This window comes from Vibrio azureus, from assembly GCF_002849855.1.
Lineage (GTDB): Bacteria > Pseudomonadota > Gammaproteobacteria > Enterobacterales > Vibrionaceae > Vibrio > Vibrio azureus.
On the sequence record NZ_CP018617.1, the window covers coordinates 1,184,341 to 1,205,380 of the forward strand.

The 21,040-nt window shown below is 41.1% G+C and carries 18 protein-coding genes and 1 pseudogene; 7 read left to right on the forward strand and 12 right to left on the reverse strand.

The window, feature by feature from the left end; genetic code table 11:
* Nucleotides 1-44 precede the first annotated feature (44 nt).
* Together BS333_RS19065 and BS333_RS19070 are read left to right on the forward strand one after the other, a co-directional pair.
* A complete protein-coding gene (locus BS333_RS19065; protein ID WP_021711563.1) occupies nt 45-590 on the forward strand; it encodes a BRCT domain-containing protein in 546 nt (181 codons plus the stop codon).
* Between the two features lie 93 nt (nt 591-683).
* Entirely contained in the window at nt 684-956 is a 273-nt protein-coding gene (locus tag BS333_RS19070) for a DUF4917 family protein (protein WP_050568094.1), read from the forward strand.
* Here the strand turns inward: BS333_RS19070 and BS333_RS19075 are convergent.
* Nucleotides 957-1,656, reverse strand: a protein-coding gene (locus tag BS333_RS19075; RefSeq protein WP_101903957.1) for an IS1 family transposase whose coding sequence is annotated in 2 segments (ribosomal slippage) — nt 957-1,403 and nt 1,405-1,656 — 699 coding nt in all. Because the reading frame shifts where the segments join, the coding sequence is not laid out codon by codon here.
* Nucleotides 1,657-1,753: 97 nt separating this feature from the next.
* Here BS333_RS19075 and BS333_RS19080 point away from each other — a divergent pair.
* On the forward strand, nt 1,754-2,467 hold the full coding sequence (locus tag BS333_RS19080) for a DUF4917 family protein (RefSeq protein ID WP_227739134.1): 714 nt from the start codon (nt 1,754-1,756) through the stop codon (nt 2,465-2,467).
* A gap of 220 nt (nt 2,468-2,687) precedes the next feature.
* On the opposite strand, the gene BS333_RS19085 is transcribed toward BS333_RS19080, so the two are convergent.
* Genes BS333_RS19085 through BS333_RS19095 form a run of 3 tightly spaced genes read right to left on the reverse strand, consistent with a single transcriptional unit; the run spans nt 2,688 to nt 6,288 of the window.
* Entirely contained in the window at nt 2,688-4,703 is a 2,016-nt protein-coding gene (locus BS333_RS19085; protein WP_021711204.1) for a DUF3732 domain-containing protein, read from the reverse strand.
* Nucleotides 4,700-5,164, reverse strand: coding sequence for a three component ABC system middle component (locus tag BS333_RS19090; RefSeq protein ID WP_021711205.1), 465 nt, complete (start codon nt 5,162-5,164; stop codon nt 4,700-4,702). The genes BS333_RS19085 and BS333_RS19090 overlap by 4 nt, the downstream gene beginning before the upstream one ends.
* Nucleotides 5,161-6,288, reverse strand: coding sequence for a hypothetical protein (locus BS333_RS19095; RefSeq protein WP_021711206.1), 1,128 nt, complete (start codon nt 6,286-6,288; stop codon nt 5,161-5,163). Before BS333_RS19095 ends, BS333_RS19090 begins: the two co-directional genes overlap by 4 nt.
* A 423-nt stretch (nt 6,289-6,711) precedes the next feature.
* On the opposite strand from BS333_RS19095, the pseudogene BS333_RS19100 reads away from it, so the two are divergent.
* Nucleotides 6,712-7,482 (forward strand): annotated as a pseudogene (locus tag BS333_RS19100) (phage integrase); the annotation flags it as partial.
* 123 nt (nt 7,483-7,605) lie between these two features.
* Here BS333_RS19100 and BS333_RS19105 read toward each other — a convergent pair.
* From BS333_RS19105 to BS333_RS19130, 6 genes are all read right to left on the reverse strand, one after another.
* On the reverse strand, nt 7,606-8,652 hold the full coding sequence (locus BS333_RS19105) for a GMP reductase (protein WP_021711208.1): 1,047 nt from the start codon (nt 8,650-8,652) through the stop codon (nt 7,606-7,608).
* Nucleotides 8,653-9,216: 564 nt separating this feature from the next.
* A complete protein-coding gene (locus tag BS333_RS19110) occupies nt 9,217-10,359 on the reverse strand; it encodes a DUF3103 family protein (RefSeq protein WP_021711209.1) in 1,143 nt (380 codons plus the stop codon).
* A 261-nt stretch (nt 10,360-10,620) separates the two neighbouring features.
* Entirely contained in the window at nt 10,621-11,916 is a 1,296-nt protein-coding gene (locus BS333_RS19115) for a sphingomyelin phosphodiesterase (RefSeq protein ID WP_021711210.1), read from the reverse strand.
* A gap of 556 nt (nt 11,917-12,472) precedes the next feature.
* On the reverse strand, nt 12,473-13,999 hold the full coding sequence (locus BS333_RS19120; RefSeq protein ID WP_021711211.1) for a bifunctional ADP-dependent NAD(P)H-hydrate dehydratase/NAD(P)H-hydrate epimerase: 1,527 nt from the start codon (nt 13,997-13,999) through the stop codon (nt 12,473-12,475).
* An 88-nt stretch (nt 14,000-14,087) separates the two neighbouring features.
* Nucleotides 14,088-14,528, reverse strand: coding sequence for a PAS domain-containing protein (locus BS333_RS19125; RefSeq protein ID WP_021711212.1), 441 nt, complete (start codon nt 14,526-14,528; stop codon nt 14,088-14,090).
* On the reverse strand, nt 14,529-15,533 hold the full coding sequence (locus BS333_RS19130; protein ID WP_021711213.1) for a response regulator: 1,005 nt from the start codon (nt 15,531-15,533) through the stop codon (nt 14,529-14,531).
* 658 nt (nt 15,534-16,191) lie between these two features.
* Here BS333_RS19130 and BS333_RS19135 point away from each other — a divergent pair.
* Nucleotides 16,192-17,187, forward strand: coding sequence for a TDT family transporter (locus tag BS333_RS19135; RefSeq protein WP_021711215.1), 996 nt, complete (start codon nt 16,192-16,194; stop codon nt 17,185-17,187).
* A gap of 79 nt (nt 17,188-17,266) precedes the next feature.
* On the opposite strand, the gene folE is transcribed toward BS333_RS19135, so the two are convergent.
* Nucleotides 17,267-17,938, reverse strand: a complete 672-nt coding sequence (folE, locus tag BS333_RS19140) for a GTP cyclohydrolase I FolE (protein ID WP_021711216.1) — start codon at nt 17,936-17,938, stop codon at nt 17,267-17,269.
* A 284-nt stretch (nt 17,939-18,222) separates the two neighbouring features.
* On the opposite strand from folE, the gene moeA reads away from it, so the two are divergent.
* Nucleotides 18,223-19,461, forward strand: a complete 1,239-nt coding sequence (moeA, locus tag BS333_RS19145) for a molybdopterin molybdotransferase MoeA (protein WP_021711217.1) — start codon at nt 18,223-18,225, stop codon at nt 19,459-19,461.
* A 9-nt stretch (nt 19,462-19,470) separates the two neighbouring features.
* Nucleotides 19,471-20,220, forward strand: coding sequence for a molybdopterin-synthase adenylyltransferase MoeB (gene moeB, locus BS333_RS19150; protein ID WP_021711218.1), 750 nt, complete (start codon nt 19,471-19,473; stop codon nt 20,218-20,220).
* A gap of 106 nt (nt 20,221-20,326) precedes the next feature.
* Here the strand turns inward: moeB and ribB are convergent, their stop codons facing one another.
* Nucleotides 20,327-21,019, reverse strand: a complete 693-nt coding sequence (gene ribB / locus BS333_RS19155; RefSeq protein WP_021711219.1) for a 3,4-dihydroxy-2-butanone-4-phosphate synthase — start codon at nt 21,017-21,019, stop codon at nt 20,327-20,329.
* Nucleotides 21,020-21,040 lie beyond the last annotated feature (21 nt).

Consider the following 21,040-nt stretch of genomic DNA (forward strand, 5'->3'; position numbering starts at 1 on the left):
CAGGATCTCCCCTATCTAACTCCATTTCTAAGAAGAATTTATCGATGATTTTTTGGCTCTTGGGTGAAATTCTACAGTTATTGCCACTGGACCAAGGGATCACTTCTGATGATGAGATCAATGATAGAGAGATCGACGGCCTACTCTCTCTTTTGGGTTCACATCCAACGATTATAGATACTTGGCCCGCTAATATGATTAACCAACGTGTGGAAATCATACTTAAAGACGGTGTTGTTGATGATCAAGAGAGAGCTGAACTTTTGGTTATGTTGAAATTAATATGCGGCCAACAATTTACAGACACTGGTGCTGCAGAATGTGGGGCTACTGATTTCTTTGGAGAAGCAATCGACCTCTTAAGTATAAAGGGGAATTCAATCTGTTTTACTGGAAAGTTCTTAAGTGATTCGAGAAAAGTTATGGAATCTCTTGCGCAAGAAAGTGGGGCAGAAATACGCACCGGCATAGCAAAAGATCTAGACTTCTTGATTATTGGTTCAATGGCCAGTCGAGATTGGAAGTTCTCAAGCCATGGAAGAAAGATAGAAGCTGTTCTGAGTAACAAAGAAAATTATCCCGTTAGGTAGTATACATAGATCATCAGTTTGGCTCGGATACCTAGACGACAGCCCAAAATAATAACGCAGTTGCCTAACTAATCGCTCAAGGAGAACAAAATTATGCCGCTCCCAACTTATCAAGAAACAATCGACGAGCTTCCAGAGGGTGTTACCCCATCAATAATACTTGGTAACGGTTTTTCTCAATCTTGGGATACCGAAATTTTTAGATACGATTATCTGTTGGACAGGGCTAACTTTGGACAGCGTGACGCAGAAATCAAAGAAATCTTTAGGCGCTTTGAAACTAGCGATTTTGAACAAATTATGAAAAATCTAATTGCTGCTGAATTTGTTGGCGAGGCTTACGGGGTCATGACTCCAACCTGTTGATTAAGTGTAATATTCTCGTTCAATAAAGGTGCCGATAACCTTATCGTGCATTTCTTCTGATTTAGAGAAACCAATGGTTTTTCTGGCTAGACGCTTAATACGAGATCTGAGTGTAAGGTTGGTTCTTTCTATCCTTTGGGTGTATCGTTTTCCAATGATATGTTTCTCTTTCGGGAGACTCGATGAGTACACGCTATAGTCATCGGTGCAATAAAATGGGATTGTGAATTTTGATAATAGCCGTTGTAGCTCATTAAAGGTATCGGTATCTCTTTTCCCAAAAGCATGAGCAATCACACGTTTATATCGAGGTTCCCATGCGTACCAAAGCCAACGTTGATTTTTCTTCTTAGCAACAAATGACCATTGCTCGTCCACTTCGCATATCAATTCAATATTGGCGAAGTCAAAAGGTATCGTTGTGACTTGTTTTGGCGTGAGCTTTTTTTAAAGTGCGTAGTACGGTGTTATATCCCACCTTTAATACACGTGCGGTTTCTCTAACACCAGAGCTATTCATAGCCATATCTACGATTTGTTCTTTAACCCATGGCTTGTAGGCTTCGTAGGCATAATCGAGTTGGAATGAACGCTTGCAATCAAGGCAACGAAATCGCTGAAAGCCAGCAGCCCCTATACCATGTTTCCGTACAGGCTCGCTTTGATTACAAAAGCGACAGTTTACTTGAATGGTAGCCATCGAAATACCTCTAAAAAGTGAGGTCATATTCTATCACACAATCAACAGGTTGGAGTCATGACCGGCTTACGGTATCGATGAAGATACACTTAAGCAAATTCGAGATGATCAAGAGAAACTAAAAGAATCACTGATTGATGTTATTTCTCGTAGTCATCCACTCCGCCCGAGTGAAGTAACGAACGTTCAATTCAGAACTGTTCGAGTATTTATCAGAGAATTTCAGAATATTTTTACTCTGAATTACGATATTTTGCTTTACTGGGCAATCAACAAAACTAATCGTGAAATCGATAGCCACAGATATCTAAACAAAACTGATGGATTTGATAGCAATTATTGGTCTCAAGACAGAAGTCAAAACCTGTTCTTTGTTCATGGAGGCTTACACCTATATGACACAGGAACAGACATCAAGAAGCATATTTATTATCGAGATGAAAGAATCGGCATCGTTGACCAAGTTCAAGAAAATCTTGATGCTGGTAGGTTCCCCCTGTTCGTATCTGAACCAACTCACGAAAAGAAACCCCAGAAAATAGAACACAACCCATATCTAAATCGTTGTTACCAATCCTTAAAGTCCTTAGATGGTGTTCTATATATCCATGGACACTCTATGGATGATAATGACATGCATATCTTCGAACAAATTAAAAAAAGCAGGGTTTCAAAGGTTTACGTGGTTATCTTTGGTGATCCTAATAATGAACGTAATAGACGTGCTCGTGCTAATGCATTGACTTTTCTACAAAAACCGGGACTTGAAGTTGAATTCTACGACTCTGCTACGGCTCCTCTCTGGGCTTAAAGCTAAAATGACAGCAGCCTCCTCGGGCGCTTCTGTTTCTGAGCGAGTTACTTCCGTGATTTACATATCAATAAATTTGGCAGCGTAAAAGAAGCGTTAGTTTTTTTGAGGACACACCTCGCCACTAAGAATTCGTAGCAAAAGCCGATGATGAAAATTACTTGGGCAAAAATGAGTCAGCGTAGATCTCAGCTGACTCAGTTCTCATAAATACCCTGTACTATTCTTCAACAGGATGAATCAAACCGCGCATTCGCCATCTATTATTATTAACTAACGATTCAAATGATACTCCATTAGACAGTGTCAAATTGTCTGCATGGTCTGTCACTATGATTTGTGGGCTAAAGCCGTAATTTGATTTTACTTCATTACAGTAAGTTGATAGTTGGCTGAATAAGTTTTCAACAGCTTTGACATCTTCATCAACAGGTCTATCTTCATCAGTCCTCTGCTCTTCTTCCTTACTTTTTTGCTCTTCGAAGCTGTTAGAGTTATCACGATTAAAGTTAGGAAAATAGACTTGCGTCGGCTGATCCAAGAACAATATTGAAGGGATGGCACACTTATCACCCAATTCAGCAAAATATTTATGCAATGCTAAAAATAAAGTTACATGGCAGTATAGCCAATTTGCACCACTACCCATTGACCTTAGATAGATTTTTTCGTTTTCTTGCGTTAAGTGATAGAGGTCAAAGGTTTCAAATGAAAAATGAAGATTGATGGGCTTATAGCTGGCTTCAAACGAAAAATGCTTACCAATTTCAACCATATATTCGTTTACCTTAGCCGATGCTTTTTCTAAACCTTTTTGCACATCGTATTGTTTAAGGTCATCATTAATCTTTTTGAGTTGTTTTCTTACCTCTTTGATTTCCTTTTCAAGCTCTGCATCATCGGCCATATTGAGATTATCGAGAAGTGCAAATAGCTTTGCCTTCTGCATTACAACGCTTTCATACAGACTCTTTTGTTCTGCTAATTGCTTATCTGTTTTCTCGATTTCCGTTATTTGTTGGTTTAGTTCGGTCAATTCCCTGCTGACAACTTCAATATTGCGTTGTACGTCGACCAATGAAGATTCAAACTTTGCTTTTATAGGGCGTGCTTGTGCAAGGTTACCCGATACCTTGGTGATCGCCAGTTGTAGTTTTTCCGCACTTTGTCGCAAGCTATCTTTTTCAGTATGACAAAACGGACAGACCGATGCTGATATATGAACATGCTTAGGTGAACTAAACTGCTTTACGTTATCAACAAATATTTCTTCTTCTTGAATATGTTTATTAATTGACGATGCTTGGCGCTGTAACTTCCGTAATTCGGCGTTTTTTTGATTACGCGACAGTTTCAACTGATTATATCTTTGTGTGGACGCATCGGAATTATAGTTAATTTTCTCAGAAACTATGATGCCATCGAATTGGTCTTTGGCATTTTGTGGATGGCGAAGCACCTTATCTAATGGTAAAGGAGCATCTTTAAATCCCATCAAGGCATACAACTGGCTCAAAACTGGGCCAACTTTTTGTTTATAGCTGTCTGAGGTACGATTGTTGGTTTCTTTTTGGCGCTCTAATCGTCTAATTTTCGCGCTAAAGCGTTCTTTTTCTTGTGATAAGTGAAAGAATTTTTGGTCGACAAGTCCTAAAAAGATCTTAGTATGCTCAATAACCTGATCTCTCTTTTCTTTCTCATCGAATCGATAAAACAACGCATGTTTATTAGCAACAAGGTTCTGATGTTGAAGCATAAATGATGAAAAGCTACGCACCGATGGTGTAGGAGCTTTTTGATTAAACCGCCGATTGGCTCTGGCAACCAAAGATTCATCGACATCATCTATATCTAAGAAAAACTCCCTTAAGTGCTTCTTGAACTCATCTAATGGACGAAAGTAGCTGGCATTGAAATAATCATGCTCAATATCTTTAGTACTGAATGCTTCAACGCGGCGAAAGAAGGCTTTCGATGCAATAACAGGATCACGCGCAATCACTATATCTTGTTCATTAACAGCAAGTGCAACATAATACATAGCGGCGCTAGTGGTAATAACGCCTTTTGGGATGGTATTTTCACCACTGCCAAAGCAGTAGTCAAAAATTTCAATTAAGGCACTTTTGCCTGTCGATGACTTACCAGTAACAACGTTAAGCCCAGCCTTAAAATTAACCGGATGCTTTTTCCCTTGTTTATCAATAACGCCAATTTCATGAATGAGTGTATTCATCGTGGTTTCACTCCTAAAAATGCATAAATCTCGACCACTGAGTGAGCACTGAATAATCGGCCTAACTTTGCTGCACTTTTTTGATTGGTAAAGACTGAGTCAGAACCATCACCCTTGTGAAGGGATAAACCTTGTTCGTTTACCGATAACCAGTCATTGATTAAGCAGTATTGAATGCATTGCTCGGTTAAGGCTTGAAATCCGTCAATTCGCTCTTGCAGGTCATAGAGTTGGGCGCGGTCGTTGAAAACAGACCAAATAGAGCTTTGTCTTTTTTCTCCAAACACAGCACCAGAAATCTTTTTATTAAAAACAGGATGGCTACAGAGTGGGATGACCAAAGGCGCGAGCAAAAGGTTATTTTCAGACTCATCAATGGTCGTGTAAAATGAAGCTAGGTAAGAACCATATTCAAACGGGTTGTATTTTAACTCGTACAGAGCATCGACAATACTGCTCATGGCTCTACCTTCCATTTCAAGTTGTTTTCATCATCATCCATAGCGTCATGGATCAGTCCATTTTTGTACTCAATCGGAGGTATATCGTTACCCATGTTCAGAGGTTGTTCTCCCATGGTTTTGTTGTACAGTAATTTTGAGCTTTTTATTCCATCAATTGCTTCGAGTTGAGCACTAGAATGAGCAAGCTTATATTTTCTAATCAGTTGTTTCTGATAAGTATTCGTTTTATCTTTGTACAATGGATATTCGTCTAGCTCTTTAAGAAGAGAGTTTTGTAGTTCAAGCCAGTTGCCCAAGGCATCTGGTATCATATCGTAATGTTCTATTTCAGCTATTTTTCGAACAAAGGTTTTTTCTTTATGTAATTCAATCTGAAGATCAGTTGCCTCGTAACCTGAAAATTCTGGAAAAGTAAACTCTTTTTTACAAAGATGAGCTGTCAATTCTTCACATTTGGCTGTGAAAGCTTGCTGACTGACTACCCACGACTGCTGTGTTGCCTGTGCATATACAAAGCCAACTAAGCTATTAAGGTAATTGTTTAAATTATTCTTCGGAATACCAACTGGCTTAGCAAGAATCTTTTTTTGAAGTAGGCCAGAATTATCGGCTTGCGTAAATAAGATGACTTTACTAAGAAGATTTTCCAATAAAGATTTGTCTGAATTCATAACCTCTTGTTGTAATTGAATTATTTTAGCTGGCTTTTCTGTATCAAGCTGTACTTTTTTTCGTTCAGAGAAAATCGCTTCAAGTACACTTACACGTTGTTCGATTGTTTGTGTATTCCAGTCTTTTAAACGAGTTTTTGTACCAAAAGCTTGAGTCGTGTGCAGTACTAGAAAGCCATATTGCGCATGGTCAAATTCGGGAGCCAACCAGTTCTTGAGGGTTTTCCAGAAGTTTTCATGGTGATCAGTTAGTGGTGCTGAGTAATCTTTTACTTCAGTTTGAATAGATATTGAAGTATCTGGCGAAAGCAGGCTCACGTCACCATCTTTTTCAAACCAAACGGACTGGCCTTCTTCTAGCGAAAAGCATTTATCCAAACCAATCAATACTTGGTAATGAAAGGCTAGCGCCGTTGTTAAGGCAGCATTTTTAGTTTGTCCTTCGCCCATGCTTTCAGATCCTCGTATTCCCTTCGTAAAATTTGGGGGAATTTCTCCCACGTTGGTTTTTGACAACTAGCAAACCCACTATTACATCATAACAGTCTGTTTTACATAGGATATCATTGAAGATAATGTTTCTACGATAGGGAAATGCGACAAAGTAGTGGAAATGCGACAAAGTAGTGGTATGGCTACAGAAATCGCAGCTTACTATTAGCAATTCTATTGGATAGGGCTAGTACTTGCTAAGAAAGAATAGGAGCATTTTTGAGTTAGAGAAGACAAAAACTATGGATTGGGCCTGTTGCCATCATTAAGAGCTTTGCACTCATAACTCAAGCAAGTGTTCTGTTTACCCCATTTAAAACATTGCACCACGTCTCACCACAAATTATACTGATTTTATATACAGTGTAATTTAAACCTCCTATGTCTATCAGAAACTTAAAAGACAGCTCTAAGAAGCCCTGGCTTTGCGAATGTTACCCAAACGGCCGCGCTGGTAAGCGAGTGCGTAAGCGGTTCACCACTAAAGGTGAAGCCGCCGCTTTTGAGTTGTTCATCATGAAACAAGTCGATGACAAACCCTGGATGGGAGAAAAAACTGATGATAGAAGGCTCTCTCAACTCATCGAGCTATGGTTCACTCACTATGGCGCTACGCTGGCGAACGGTTCTGTTATTCAGAGCAAGTTTTTAAAAATGGCGGATGCCATGGGGAATCCTATCGCCTCCACTTTCACTTCCAAAGTGTATTCGACGTTCCGCAGTCAACCAATGGCTGGGACCATAGATTTTGTTGATGCACGCTGGAATGAAGCTGCGCAGTTAAAAGGCTCTCAGCTCAGTAAATTTAAAGTGACGTTTACCAACACTAAAACGAAGAAAAATCGCTCTGTGCCCATCTCAGAAGAGCTTTACCATGAGATATTTAAACCTACCTCAGAAAAGTTGTTTCAAGAATGCTATACACCTTTCTGCTACATCTTAAAGAATAAACTAGGGGTTACCCTTCCCTCTGGCCAAGCATCTCATGTTTTGCGTCATACTTTCGCTAGCCACTTTATGATGAATGGCGGGAATATTTTGGTGTTAAGAGATATCCTTGGCCATGCTGATATCAGCATGACGATGCGCTATGCTCACTTTGCACCTGATCATCTCACTGAAGCTATTTCCCACAACCCGCTTTCAAATTTGCAGCCGTCGCCACAAAATTTTTTTGCTCGGCTGTCGCCACTTTGTCGCCACTTGCCAAATTTTAGGCAAAAAAAGAGCCGCAAAAAGCGGCCCTTAACAGTTCGTATTTTCCGAAGTATTGTATTACTTCTCTTTACCGAATACGTTGTTCTCTTGCTCTTGTACACGGATGAAAGTCGTACGCTTAGTTAGCTCTTTAAGCTTTGCTGCGCCTACGTATGTACACGTTGAACGTACACCGCCAAGGATGTCTGAAATCGTGCCATCTACGCTGCCACGGTATGGCAATAGTACGGTTTTTCCTTCAGCTGCACGGTACTTCGCAACACCGCCTGAGTGCTTGTCCATTGCCGACTGTGAAGACATGCCGTAGAACTTCATGAATTTTTGACCGTCTTGTTCGATCACTTCACCGCCTGACTCTTCATGACCTGCTAGCATACCGCCAAGCATCACGAAATCTGCACCGCCACCGAACGCTTTCGCTACGTCACCAGCACATGAACAACCACCGTCACCAATGATGGTACCGCCAAGGCCGTGAGCAGCATCCGCACACTCAATGATGGCAGATAACTGAGGGTAACCTACGCCAGTTTTAACGCGAGTCGTACATACAGAGCCAGGGCCGATACCGACCTTAACAATGTCCGCACCAGCAAGGATAAGCTCTTCACACATATCACCGGTTACTACGTTACCTGCAGAGATCACTTTGTCAGGAAACGCAGCGCGTACACGTTGTACGTATTCAACCAAGTGCTCTGAGTAACCGTTAGCGATGTCGATACAGATAAAGATAAACTCATCTGATAGCGCCATGATCTCTTGCGTTTTTTGGAAATCCGCATCTGATGTTCCCGTCGACACCATCACGTTATTTAGCGTAGTTTTGTTAGCAGACTGCGCAAATTCAGCCCAATCTTGAACCGTGTAATGTTTGTGAACCGCTGTCATTACACCGTGCTCGGCCAATGATTTAGCCATTTCAAAACTGCCAACCGAATCCATGTTAGCCGCAATAACAGGTACGCCTGACCATTGACGGCCGCTATGCTTGAAGGTAAACTCGCGGGTTAAATTTACTTGAGAACGGCTTTTTAAGGTTGAACGCTTCGGGCGAAACAGTACATCTTTGAAACCTAACTTGAGTTCTTGTTCGATACGCATTATGTAATTCCTTGATTCATATATGTATGTGCCTCATCAGAGCGCGTTATAAGCTCGTTGGCAGACGAGTTTATATTCTTTCGGACACAAAAAAACCGGAGCGTTGGCAGACGCTCCGGTTTTCAGCATTATAGGCTGTGATTTATTTCCTACAAGTCTGATATTTGATTTTTTTTTGTGATACCATATAGAACATCGCATATCTGAAAAACCTCATCTAGACACTACCTTACCACTTCATCATTAATTTCAAACATTTAAGAAAGTCGAAACGTAAACCTTTGCGCAAACCATTGCGTCAATCCGATGGTGATAGTGTGACCAAACCTGCTTATCAACCGAGCGCTCTCCTCAAAGAAACAAACAAATTGGTGATAATTCCTATTTTATTAAAGCTGCTTTTGCGCAAAAAAGTAGGAAAAATCACCATCAGATCACATTTTCTCTTATAACGTTTCTCTAAAGGCATTGCTATAACAGTTCTAGCATTGCAAAAAGTGTTGTAGAAAATGCCAAATAATAGATATACCCAAGTGACCTCAAGATGCTTGGGTATAAAGCCCGTTAATCCACCTCTCCAATGACCAAAGGCTCTAAAGTTACTGTAACGTTACCGCCAGCTGCTGAGTAGTCTGTGTAGGTTTCATTTTTTTGAATTGTATACAGCGCATCAATCACATCATCATGATCGATAAACACACTTTCTGGGAATTCTTCTATGATGCGATTGGTAATTTGTGGGATCACTGCATACTTCTTAACTCTTGGATCCTCGATGTTGTTCAGCACTTCTTGTGCGATTTGTACGAGGTTCTGAGCGATGTTTTTAAAGTTGATTTGATCGTCCATTTCCATAAAGATGATGTCTGCTGCTGCCCAGCGATAACGCTGCCAATAGATAGCAATTTGATTCACCGGATATTCAATATTGGCAAAATCCACCACAGGCATCTCGACAATGTCAATTTGTGGTACTAGGCGAGATGGCGATACCCCAGTGACAATAGCGTAGACTTCTGAAGGTTGTAACCACAGTTCCTTAATGTAATTGGCTTTGAATTTTTTGATCACCGTTGTGTGGATTTCATTCGGGAACTCTTCTTCCTCTTGTTCAGGCAACGGCGTGTCTTGCTCTTGATTTTGTGGTTCGGAGTTCTCTTGATCAGGCTCATTAAACATAGAAGACGCAGCCGTTAACTGATGAATCGTCAAGTTCATTTTATTGGCGACTTCCCGCATCAGCCTTGAACGATCAACGTCTAAGACAAGGACTGGCTGATTCGGCATCACGACAGGATCTAATAACACCTGCTCACCAGCCAATGTTAGGGCAGGAATAACCTCGCCTTCTTTTAAATTGGTTTGATAAACAAACAAAGGAGGCACTTCCGCCTGCCAGTATGGCAATAATGCTGGATTCGCTAATCGAAGTACTAAAAAGTCTTGCATCGAATCATCGAGCTCACGAGCTTGGCGAATACTTTCTTCTAATTGTGATAAAGTCTCTTTGGTGTCGTCCGGGAAGTTAAGCATTAACATATTAACGGAAAACTCGCCGTGAGAAAAAGAATCATCCACAATACTCTTGTTTTCATTCCAACTTGAGACGATATCCTTGCCTAAATCTAAAGCTAACTCTTTTGTAGTTTGTGAAAAAACCAATGTTGTCATTAATAAAGATACGATTAAAGTAACTATTCTAAACATAAAACCTCCTTTTCAACATTATTTATGTTTAAGGCACACTATAAATTTCCACAAGTATAAAAACTTATAATTTCAACAATCATCACAGATAGCATTAATTTTAAATGACAGTTAAGTAATATATAAACACTCAACCCAAGACCAATTAAAATAAAATTAACATGTGATAAGATAAACTTAAGGCATTGGCATTGAAAATTAATAACCCATCATTTATTGTGAAAGTCATTTATATTTATTGTTCTATTAAAAATGATTCTATCACCTTTCTGGTAGAGTAAACTTTGCCCTCACAGCAAAATGATCCGACAAATCCCAGGTTCCCCACATATCTTCCTCAAAATTTCTTGGAGCTTCTATTTTACTGCTGCTAGCGAGTATACTGCCGTTATCAACATACAGTAAATAATCGAGCCTTTCTCTTTCGGATTCATCGCTATAGGAAATATTCTCATTTAAATATGAGTCATAACTGTATTTAATATTATTGATTAAAGGAGGTTCCACCAGCTTTAAAATTCTTAGCATTTGTTCAAAGTCTAATGGATATTTGTGCTTTGCAATATTAAAATCCCCCCCGATGATGATTGGCTCATCATCCGGTAGGTTTAACTGTTCCATATAATTAAAAATTTCCCCAACCTGCAGCATTCTTATGTCTCTATGACCTTGTGAGTTCCAAGAGCCAAGATGTAAATTAAACAGATGGTAAGGCTGATTATCCTTGATGATCTTTGTGTAAAGGACCCCTTTATCTGCCGCACAATCAGTGCCTTTACAGTTTTCAAATACATGTTGAGACTGATCTACAATCGGGTATTTACTGAAAGTGAGCACGCCGCCATCATAGGTATTACTGCCATGATCGGTAAGTTTTTCGCTGACATAAGGAAAGTGAGTCTGCATTGTGCGACGAATCGCTTTATCATTTTCACTTCGAAATACTTCCTGCATAAATACAACATCATTATCTTTGACCTGCCCTGCGATTAAATCGTCTCTTGTATCCATATCCTTACCCACATGGCTGAGCATCCAAACATTATAACTGCATACAGTCAGGTTATTATTTTCTTTAGGTCCAAGAGAAGATGTCTTATCTACAACAAGAATAATATCATCGTAGCCGCCTGTATATTCTGCCTTGTAATAATACTGATACTCGCCTTTAAAGCCTCTGTAAATGGCACGGCCTGACTTAAACTCACCTAAATGGGTCGTTTCTGGGTCAGTAAGAGTATAAGTCATCGTTGTCCCCCAGACACTTCCATGTAATCGAATAGCTAAGGCAAGTTGCTCGTAACCCAAAAAGATAAAAAAATAATAGTCTTGACCCGATTCAATACCTGAATATCTGGTCAGGCTCGCAATTTGAGTGTATTTAAGTGGTGGAATCTGTGTTTCACCTATTTGTTGAATCAGTTCTTGATTTCCATTCACACCAACCGTTAATGCTTCCTCTGTATTATTCAATAAGTATATGTTTGTATCTGCACTGCATATAAAAGAAAATAACAAAACAATCACTAATATCGAAAGCTCAAATATTTTATCCATAATATCCCTACGGTTTATTCGTTCTCTACTTAATTAAAACATTTTTAATATCACTACGAGCTTTATCTGTTCTTTTAATGATTTTTTGTTATTTATCGCAAGTTTTGAATAGTAAAAGCCCTTTCTAATTTTAACTAATAGAAATATCAGGAACAGTGTTATTTATAATGAAAAATGACTTATTTTAAAATGTGCTTTAGCTCACATTTTAACTTTATCAGTGAATAGAATATAATAAACAAAAAATCTAAAAATAATTTTAGAATAAGAAAAACTTCAAAATGACAGATGAGACATCACAGTTACGTGTAATTCGTAGTCTTATTTAAAAACACCATTCATTGCATAAACACCCCTTTGCCATACCCTACAAACGATATGATCTTTGTTAAACTATTTTACGCTTTTTATGATAGTCTAGATTATAAATTTAGTGCACAATTACTGGCAATAAACTTCACATTTCCATAACATTTACCTGCAAGTGTGAAGTAGATAACTTTGAGTCTGCTGTTTGGCGCCTTATACCCAAGTGACTTCAAAATACTTGGGTATATTATGGATTCAAAGCCAAGCGCAACATGTTAACAACATCACTCGCTAAAAGTCCGTACTCTCCTGATTGAGCGGCATCAAGATCCGCAGCATGGCTATGAACGACCACACCTAAACGTGCCGCTGTCGCCGGTGGGAGCCCTTTTGCAACAAAAGCACCAATCACTCCAGTCAGCATATCGCCCATTCCTCCCGTTGCCATTCCAGAGTTACCCGCCAAACAAGCATACATTCTCACTCCGTCGTAAATTAACGTCCCAGCGCCTTTTAAAACAACAGCACCGCCATACTTTTCATGGAGCTGCTTAATCGCTGAAAAACGATCATTTTCGATAACATCCACACTCACACCAAGTAAGCGAGCGGCTTCACCAGAGTGTGGCGTGATGATTCGTTGTTTATCGTAAACGAATGCGCTGTTATTTTTACGGCTTACCTGAGCTAAAATGTTTAGCCCGTCGGCATCTACGACCTTAGGTAGGTCTTGTTGTGCTAGATATTGGTAGATCTGGTGTGCCCACTCATCATTCCCTAGACCTGGCCCAATAATGAGCACCGATGCCCAAGCGGTTTTTTCTGCGAGCACATTTTCAATGTCTCCCAATTCTTTAAGCGATATCGCCGTACTCATTACTTCTGGAATGCCCATCTGCAAGGATAAAAGCGATTCTGGGTGAGTGATCGCAGCCGCCAGCCCGACACCAGAACGAACAGCGCCCAGTGCACATAATCGGATTGCACCAGCCATACCTCGGTTCCCCCCAACACATAGCGCTTTTCCATGATGGCCTTTATGTGCTGTCTTTTGTCTGTCGGGTATCAAACGAGGAATAATCTGATGATCAATGCCTAACGCACTTTCGTCTTCAATAGAACGAAATTCTGCACTAATACCCAGCCCCGCAAAGTGCAGTTTTCCAATATAAGAACGCGCCTGCCCCGTACAAAGCCCCTGTTTAACCGCCACGAAGGTAACCGTATGTTCTGCCTGAATCGCGACACCGTGAACCGCTCCAGTATCTGCATTCAATCCAGAGGGAATATCGACCGAAATAACCGGACAATTGATCTGATTAATTTGAGTAATTCGAAGTTGATAGCCGTGATTGAGTGGGCCACGTAGGCCTGTGCCCAACATTGCATCTATGATGACTTCTGCATCGAGCAATGCGACATGCCAATCATCCCAATGCTCGATGTGTCCACCAATGCTACACCATTCTTCATAAGCGGTTTTAGCATCACCATCCAGCTGGTTTATCTCACCTAAATGGAAGACACGGACTTGTAACCCTGCTTGCTTAGCTAAACTAGCAAAGACATAGCCATCCCCCCCATTGTTGCCTTTGCCGCACACGACCAGTACCCGTTGAGCATCAGAATAGTGTTGCCGAAAGCATTTATAGACCGCAATACCGGCTTTCTGCATTAAGTCATACATCGACACCCCAGCAATTTGCGCCGCTTTGATCTCACCAGTTCTGACTTGCTGTGACGTATACAGTTTGAGAGAAAGATTAAAGTCCATATCGACATTCCACTCATTAAGGGATACTTTAAATGTATACAAAAAAGCCGGGAATCACCCCGGCTTTTATATATTTTATTTCCTTCGCTTATTTTTGTTTTTGTACTACCAGCGCCTCAGCAGTCGCATCCTGAACGGATAAAAACAACGAATTGACTTCTCCTGTAGGGCTTCGCATTGGGTTAAGCGTGATGTTTTGGTACATAAATTCTGCTTGCTGAGTCACCGGGCGGACATTACGGCAGCAAAATAGATAGGGCCTTTGGTGCCAAGTAATGAAACTACGGCAACCAAGATCATATACAGGCTTGGTTTTAAGCTTAAACCACTCTTGAGGAATCTCTGGGAAAATATCAAACAATGAGCGACCAATAGCTTCATGCGATTGCAGGCCGCTGTGATGAGTCATGAAACCATTCCACAGCTTCACGTTATATTGTCGATCAATCACGATAAGGCCCATATCGATGTTCTGGACCATGTCGATCATCCAATGAAATTGCTCAAACTCTGCTGGTAGATTTAGCATTTATAGTTCCTCCAGCAAGTAAGCGAGTTTATTGTCGAGAAGTGGTAACGATTCATCTACGAACATAAACAGCAGATCGCAACGTATTGAGGTTCCCTCGATGGTATAGCTAACTTCAAAAGTCATCGTACGACTAAAGCTACCTGCAGTGGACTCAATTATCGAATCGACCGAAATATGTTGCCCCAGCAAGACCGGAGGGCTTTGGAAAAAACGAACTTCAGATTGTTCACCCAACCCATTGAGAAATGATCCAACCAAAATGTTAGACATATCCATAAGCAACTCAAGCTCTTCTAATTCTTCACTCTCAACAGGCACTTTCATCAATGTTTTGAGATCCGAGACACTTGAATCACTGAGGATCACCAAGGCTTCACCAGCAATACCCTCTCCACAAAACCCTTGGCAAACCCCTGAAACATTATCTTTCGAGGCTAACTCTCTTAATGCCATATGTAATTCGCTGACTTCGAATATGTTGACATTGGGCAACGGCAAATTGACAAACACATCGAAGTGCCGCGCCAATGCATCAGCAGCTCGACCAATAGCAATGTTGGCTACCTCCATATACACATCACGGCGACGCAATTTAGGCAGAGAAATAGGCGCTGAATAGGCGGTAACTTCGTCTTGTTTGGAAACAGTAAAAGGCTTTAACGCATGATTAAGTTCATTAATATTAAAGGGCTTTTGAATGAATGCATACGCACCAAGGTCTAGCACGCGCTGTCTTGCCTTGGGCTGAATGTCACCAGAGACGACGATAACAGGCGTCGAGATCTGACGCTGCTTCATCTGTTCTAACGTCTCAAAACCGTCCATTTCTGGCATGGTGAGATCAAGAAATATCAGCTTAAATGACTTCTGCTGTAATGCGTGTAGGGCCTCTTTACCATTAACCGCAAAAGTGATATCAGCCTTCAGTGCTGTGGGTAGTGATTTCGCCATCTGCTTTCGTGCTAAGGCTGAGTCATCACAAATTAGGACAGGAAATGACATACTACCACCTCTCAAAATTGTAAATTGCGCCAATTTAACAGGTTGACACTGTACATTCTATATTTTGAGAAAAAATAACCTGTGTTTATCTTCAATACCCAAGTCAACGACAGGCTTGCCAGACATAGACATGTAAAAGGCGCACTGACAAGCGCGCCTTTGCCTCGTTGCTCAATCGTGAGTATGCGAATTAGAAGATTGTTTTCACTTCTAAACAGATAACGAGGAATTTCAATATATAGTTTTGATTCCATCCAAATTGTGCGTAAAACTAACATTTCTCCTATCGAAGTAGTTATGTTGATTTACACATTAACTATGGTTCATTTTGCTCATAAAACAAGTTTTGACGATAAAAAATTTTCATCTAATATGATACAAGCAGAATAAAAAAAACTTAAAACTTGCAAAATCAGGCACAAAGAATGAATCAGTAGGGACGCTTGAAGATATGGGCATCATTGCACTTTGATAAGTGAAAAACTCCAACAGCAGGATTTACCTGCAAATTAATCATAACAGGGAATCTATCCCCAAATCACCTCAGGCTACTTAATCCAGTTTTCTCAAGATAACTTGGGCATATTGATAAAAACATAATGATAAATAAAAAGAAAACTTGTTATAGTAGCCTTTTAATCTTTAGTATTTCTACTCAATGTCAAAAGATGGGCTCAATGTGAACTGGAAAAGATTTTTGAAATTGTCTCACGTACCGCCATCTCAAGCAGCTTTAGCACTTGGTTTGATTGGCCTAGGACAGGCATGGTCACTTTACGTCCCTGATATTGGGGAGCCATTACGACCAGTTTTAGCCTTTTTGGGTGCCTTGCTGCTGTTTCCTGTGCTGATGAAATACGCGACAAGTCCATCGCTATTTCTGTCTGATCTCAAGCATCCACTGAGAGGCAGTTTGATGGCACCGATGAGTATGGCTTTACTGGTCCTTTGTGATTACTTAGCCGTCGTCACTCCTCTTATTGCTTATCCCTTGTGGTTTCTGGCGATTGGCCTTCACTTTAGCATGATGACGCTTTTTTTCAGTTTCCAACTGATGAACTTCAAGGTCTCGAACATTGTCCCTAGTTGGTTTTTATACCCGGTCGGGCTTATCAGCTCTTCTCTGGCAGGTTCTCAATTTGGTCATACTGTTTTTTCTGAAACGTTAGCTATGGTTTGTATTGGGGTGTATTTTTTCATGTTACCGTTAGTTTTATACCGCTTGGTATTTTTTGGCTCTTTACCTCGTAACGCTAGACCGACTTTAGCCATCATGGCAGCACCTGTTAATCTTTCCCTTGCCGCGTATTTAGTCAATTTCCCTACTCCCGATCCTATTATCACCGGGGCACTGGCTGGCATCGGTATCACGATGACTTTGTTGATTTATTTGTGCTATTTTCGTTTAATGCGTCTCAAATTTCAGCCTTCGATTGCAGCCGTCACTTTTCCTTCTGTGATCAGTGCCATTGCCATGCATCGATTAACGACTTTTTTTGATCAATCTCACCCTAACTGGCTCTGGTTGCACGATTTTGGCTTTTTAGAGCTCAGTATTGCGACCTTTTTAGTCCTTTGGGTTTCTTTAGGCTATATCAAAATGTATTGGCCTGGATTATTTCAATCACCAGAAAACATATTCAAAAAAGGGTAAGCATTGGCTACCCTTTTTCTCATTTCATTTTTATTTTATTGCCCAGTAGCGACAAGATGCTTGGCTATCACTAAAATGCTTAACGCAAACCGTGTAAGAATTCAGCACGCGTAGCAGGGTTACTTTTAAATAATCCTCCTAGGGCTGTAGTGGTGGTTGAACTGGTCGCATCCATAACTCCACGAGATTTCACACAATAGTGAGTCGCATCCATAGTGACCGCCACATCTTCTGATTCTAGCAAAGTTTGCAACGCGACAAGGATCTGCTGTGTCATACGCTCTTGCACTTGAGGACGTTGAGCAAAAAAGCGCACAATTCGGTTAATTTTTGAGAGACCGATGATCTTTCCACGAGGGATATAAGCAACCGCAGTCTTGCCATCGATGGTAACAAGGTGATGTTCACAAGTGCTGGTGACGGTAATATCTTTAACGCGCACCATTTCGCTGACGTTCATCTTATTTTCAATAACAGTGATTTTAGGAAAATTGGCGTAGTCTAACCCTGAGAAAATCTCATCAACGTACATTTTTGCAATACGATGCGGGGTTTCTTCGAGGCTATCATCAGTAAGGTCCAGCTCAAGTAATGTTAAGATCTCACGCATGTGGTGTTCGATCTTTTGTTTTTTCTCTTCGCGGCTAAATTGATTTGGGTTCATCGGCGTTTCTAACCCACGCGATTCCAGCGCCTCTTTAACAATTCTCGCTGACTCGCTTAGCTTCGTTGACTGACTTAGACCTGACATTCCAATCTCTCCTATATGACAACTCAAAACTTTAATTAACAGCTACCTAGACTGAGTGTTCTTATTTGACGTTCAAAGCCCGATATCATCCGTATCTCATTGGGGCTCTGACCAAATTGGAAAGGAGCAGTAAAAATAGATTACCATCATTACCCTATACGGAGCGGCCTTAGGATACTCGTATTTTTGAATAATTACACCCATATTTTATTGATGGATATTCTTACTGAATGGGCTTTTATGATAAAATGAATGCACATTAAAGAACACACAGGATTTTCTCCATGGGCTGTTGTGATACACCGGGCTTAATGCCAATTGAAGAAGCCATTCAGCAAATGCTCTCTTCAATCAATCCTATTCAAATAACGGACTCTCTTCCTCTAACGGAGGCGCTGAGTTTAGTGTTAGCGGAAGACATTTTATCTCCCATCAATGTCCCTCCTTTTGATAATTCCGCTATGGATGGTTATGCCATTCGCCTGTGTGATTTCAAAACGCCTTCGACCTACTTCCCAATAGCGGGTAAATCGTTTGCAGGTCAGCCTTTTGAAGGTGAATGCCCTCAAGGCCAGTGTATTAGAATCATGACTGGCGCTCAGATTCCTGTTGGTTGTGATGCGGTTATTATGCAAGAAAAAGCACAAGTGACCGATGAGGGGGTTCAATTTCTACGAAACGATATTGCACCATTCAACAATATTCGCCCGATCGGTGATGATATCAAACAGGGGGCCCTCGTACTCACGAAAGGCTCTCGTTTAACGCCCCGTGACATTCCAATGATCGCCTCGTTGGGCATTAGCCACGTCAAGGTTTTCCGTAAACCCAAAGTCGCATTCTTTTCTACAGGTGATGAACTTAAAGCACTTGGAGAGCCACTTGATAAAGGCCAGATCTATGACAGCAATCGCTATGGAATCAAACCACTCATCGAAAACTTTGGCTGTGAAGCTCTGGATTTAGGCATTATCCCAGACTGCCCTAACACCCTTAAAGAAGCCTTTCAACAAGCACAAACACTGGCTGATGTTGTCATCACATCAGGAGGTGTCAGTGTCGGTGAAGCTGATTATACCAAAGATATTCTCGCCGAACTTGGAGACGTCTTTTTTTGGAAATTGGCGATTAAGCCTGGTAAACCTTTTGCCTTTGGTCAGTTAAGTGATGCATGGTTCTGTGGCTTACCCGGTAACCCTGTTTCTGCGATGTTGACAATGTATGTACTCGTCCAGCCTATGTTAGCCAAATTGGCAGGGCACACCGCTTGGAAAATGCCAGACTCTTTAACTGCGATCAGTAAAAGCGGCTTTAAGAAATCACCTGGTCGCACAGACTACCAACGCGGTATTTACACTATTGAGAATGGGCAGCTAATGGTCGAAACCACTGGCAATCAAAGCTCTGGTGCTTTCCGTTCGATGAGTCTTGCCAACTGCTTTATTGTGCTCGAACGTGAACGAGGAAGCGTCGAGGCGGGTGAAACCGTTCAGATCCAGATGTTCAATCCAAGTTTATATTAGAGGCGGCTTGTGGAGATTCTTTCCGATCAAGAACTGCTGCGCTATAACCGGCAAATCATCCTAAAAGAGTTTGACTTTGAAGGCCAAGAAGCGCTCAGGCAAGCGTCAGTACTTCTCATTGGTGCTGGCGGATTAGGCTGTGCTTGCAGTCAATATTTAGCCACGGCTGGTGTGGGGAAAGTCACTTTAGTCGATGATGATGTTGTTGAAATGTCTAACCTACACCGTCAGGTTCTTCACCATGAAAATGATATTGGCCGAAAAAAAGTGGCTTCCGCTGCAGAAAAGCTTTTACAGTTGAATCCGCACATAACCATCAACGTCATCGATCAGCGTTTAGAAGACCTTGAGCTTGAGAGCTTGATCCAACAGCACACAATTGTCGTTGACGCATCAGATAACGTTTCAACTCGCAACCAGCTGAACCGTTTATGCTTTAAAGCCAAAATCCCACTCATATCTGGGGCTGCCATTCGTATGGAAGGCCAAATCAGTGTGTTCACTTATCATGACTCCTGTCAACCTTGCTATCAATGCTTAAGCGCTTTATTTGGCCACGATGCTCTCAGTTGTGTCGAAGCAGGAGTGATGGCGCCACTCGTAGGTATCATCGGTGCGGTTCAAGCAATGGAAGCCATCAAAGTGATTGCTCATTATGGTCAGCCGCTACAAGGCAAGCTATTGATGTTCGATGCGTTAAATATGTCTTGGCGTGAAATGAAGTTAAACAAGCTTGCCCATTGTCCTGTATGTAGCTAGTCAATAAGAAATCTGCAGAATACCTCCCGGTAAAAGAATTGGCGAAGAGGAATGCAAACCGCTCAATCAAGAGCGGTTCTGCCTGCTTTCACAGCGAGTTAGGCAGCTATAACAAGCTTTCCTCACACTCTATACAGTGCTGAATATCTTGTCTTAGAGCAACGCCTGTTCGGTATTCAACAATATCTTCAATGGTCAAAACAGGCATAGAGTGCTTCTTGGCAAAAGCGACCGTTTCTGGCAATTTTGCCATAGTACCATCAGGGTTTGTCAATTCACAAAGAACACCTGACGGAATAAGGCCAGCTAAAGTCATTAAATCGATCGTCCCTTCGGTATGACCACGACGAGTAAGAACACCATTTGCTTTTGCTACTAAAGGAAAAACATGACCGGGTCTTGCGAGATCGGAAGGTTTGTCGCCAAACATCGCTGCCGTCTTAATTGTCGTTACGCGATCTTGAGCGGAAACCCCAGTCGTCACTCCTTCTTTAGCTTCTATCGTCACAGTAAACGCCGTTTGATTTTTGCTGTGGTTATCTTTCACCATTGGAGGCAGATCGAGCCACTTCGCTCTCTCTTCTGTCAAGCACACACAAACAATACCACTGCATTCACGAATCATTAATGCCATTTGTTCTTTGGTCAAATGTTGAGCCGAAAAAATTAAGTCTCCTTCATTTTCTCGATCTTCATCATCCATCAACAATATGCCCTTTCCTTGTTGTAATGCTTCAATAGCCCTCTCAACTCTCTCAAGTGGGGTGCCATACTCTTGCAATAACGATGTAGAGCTCATAATTTTTTCCTTAAGTGATGA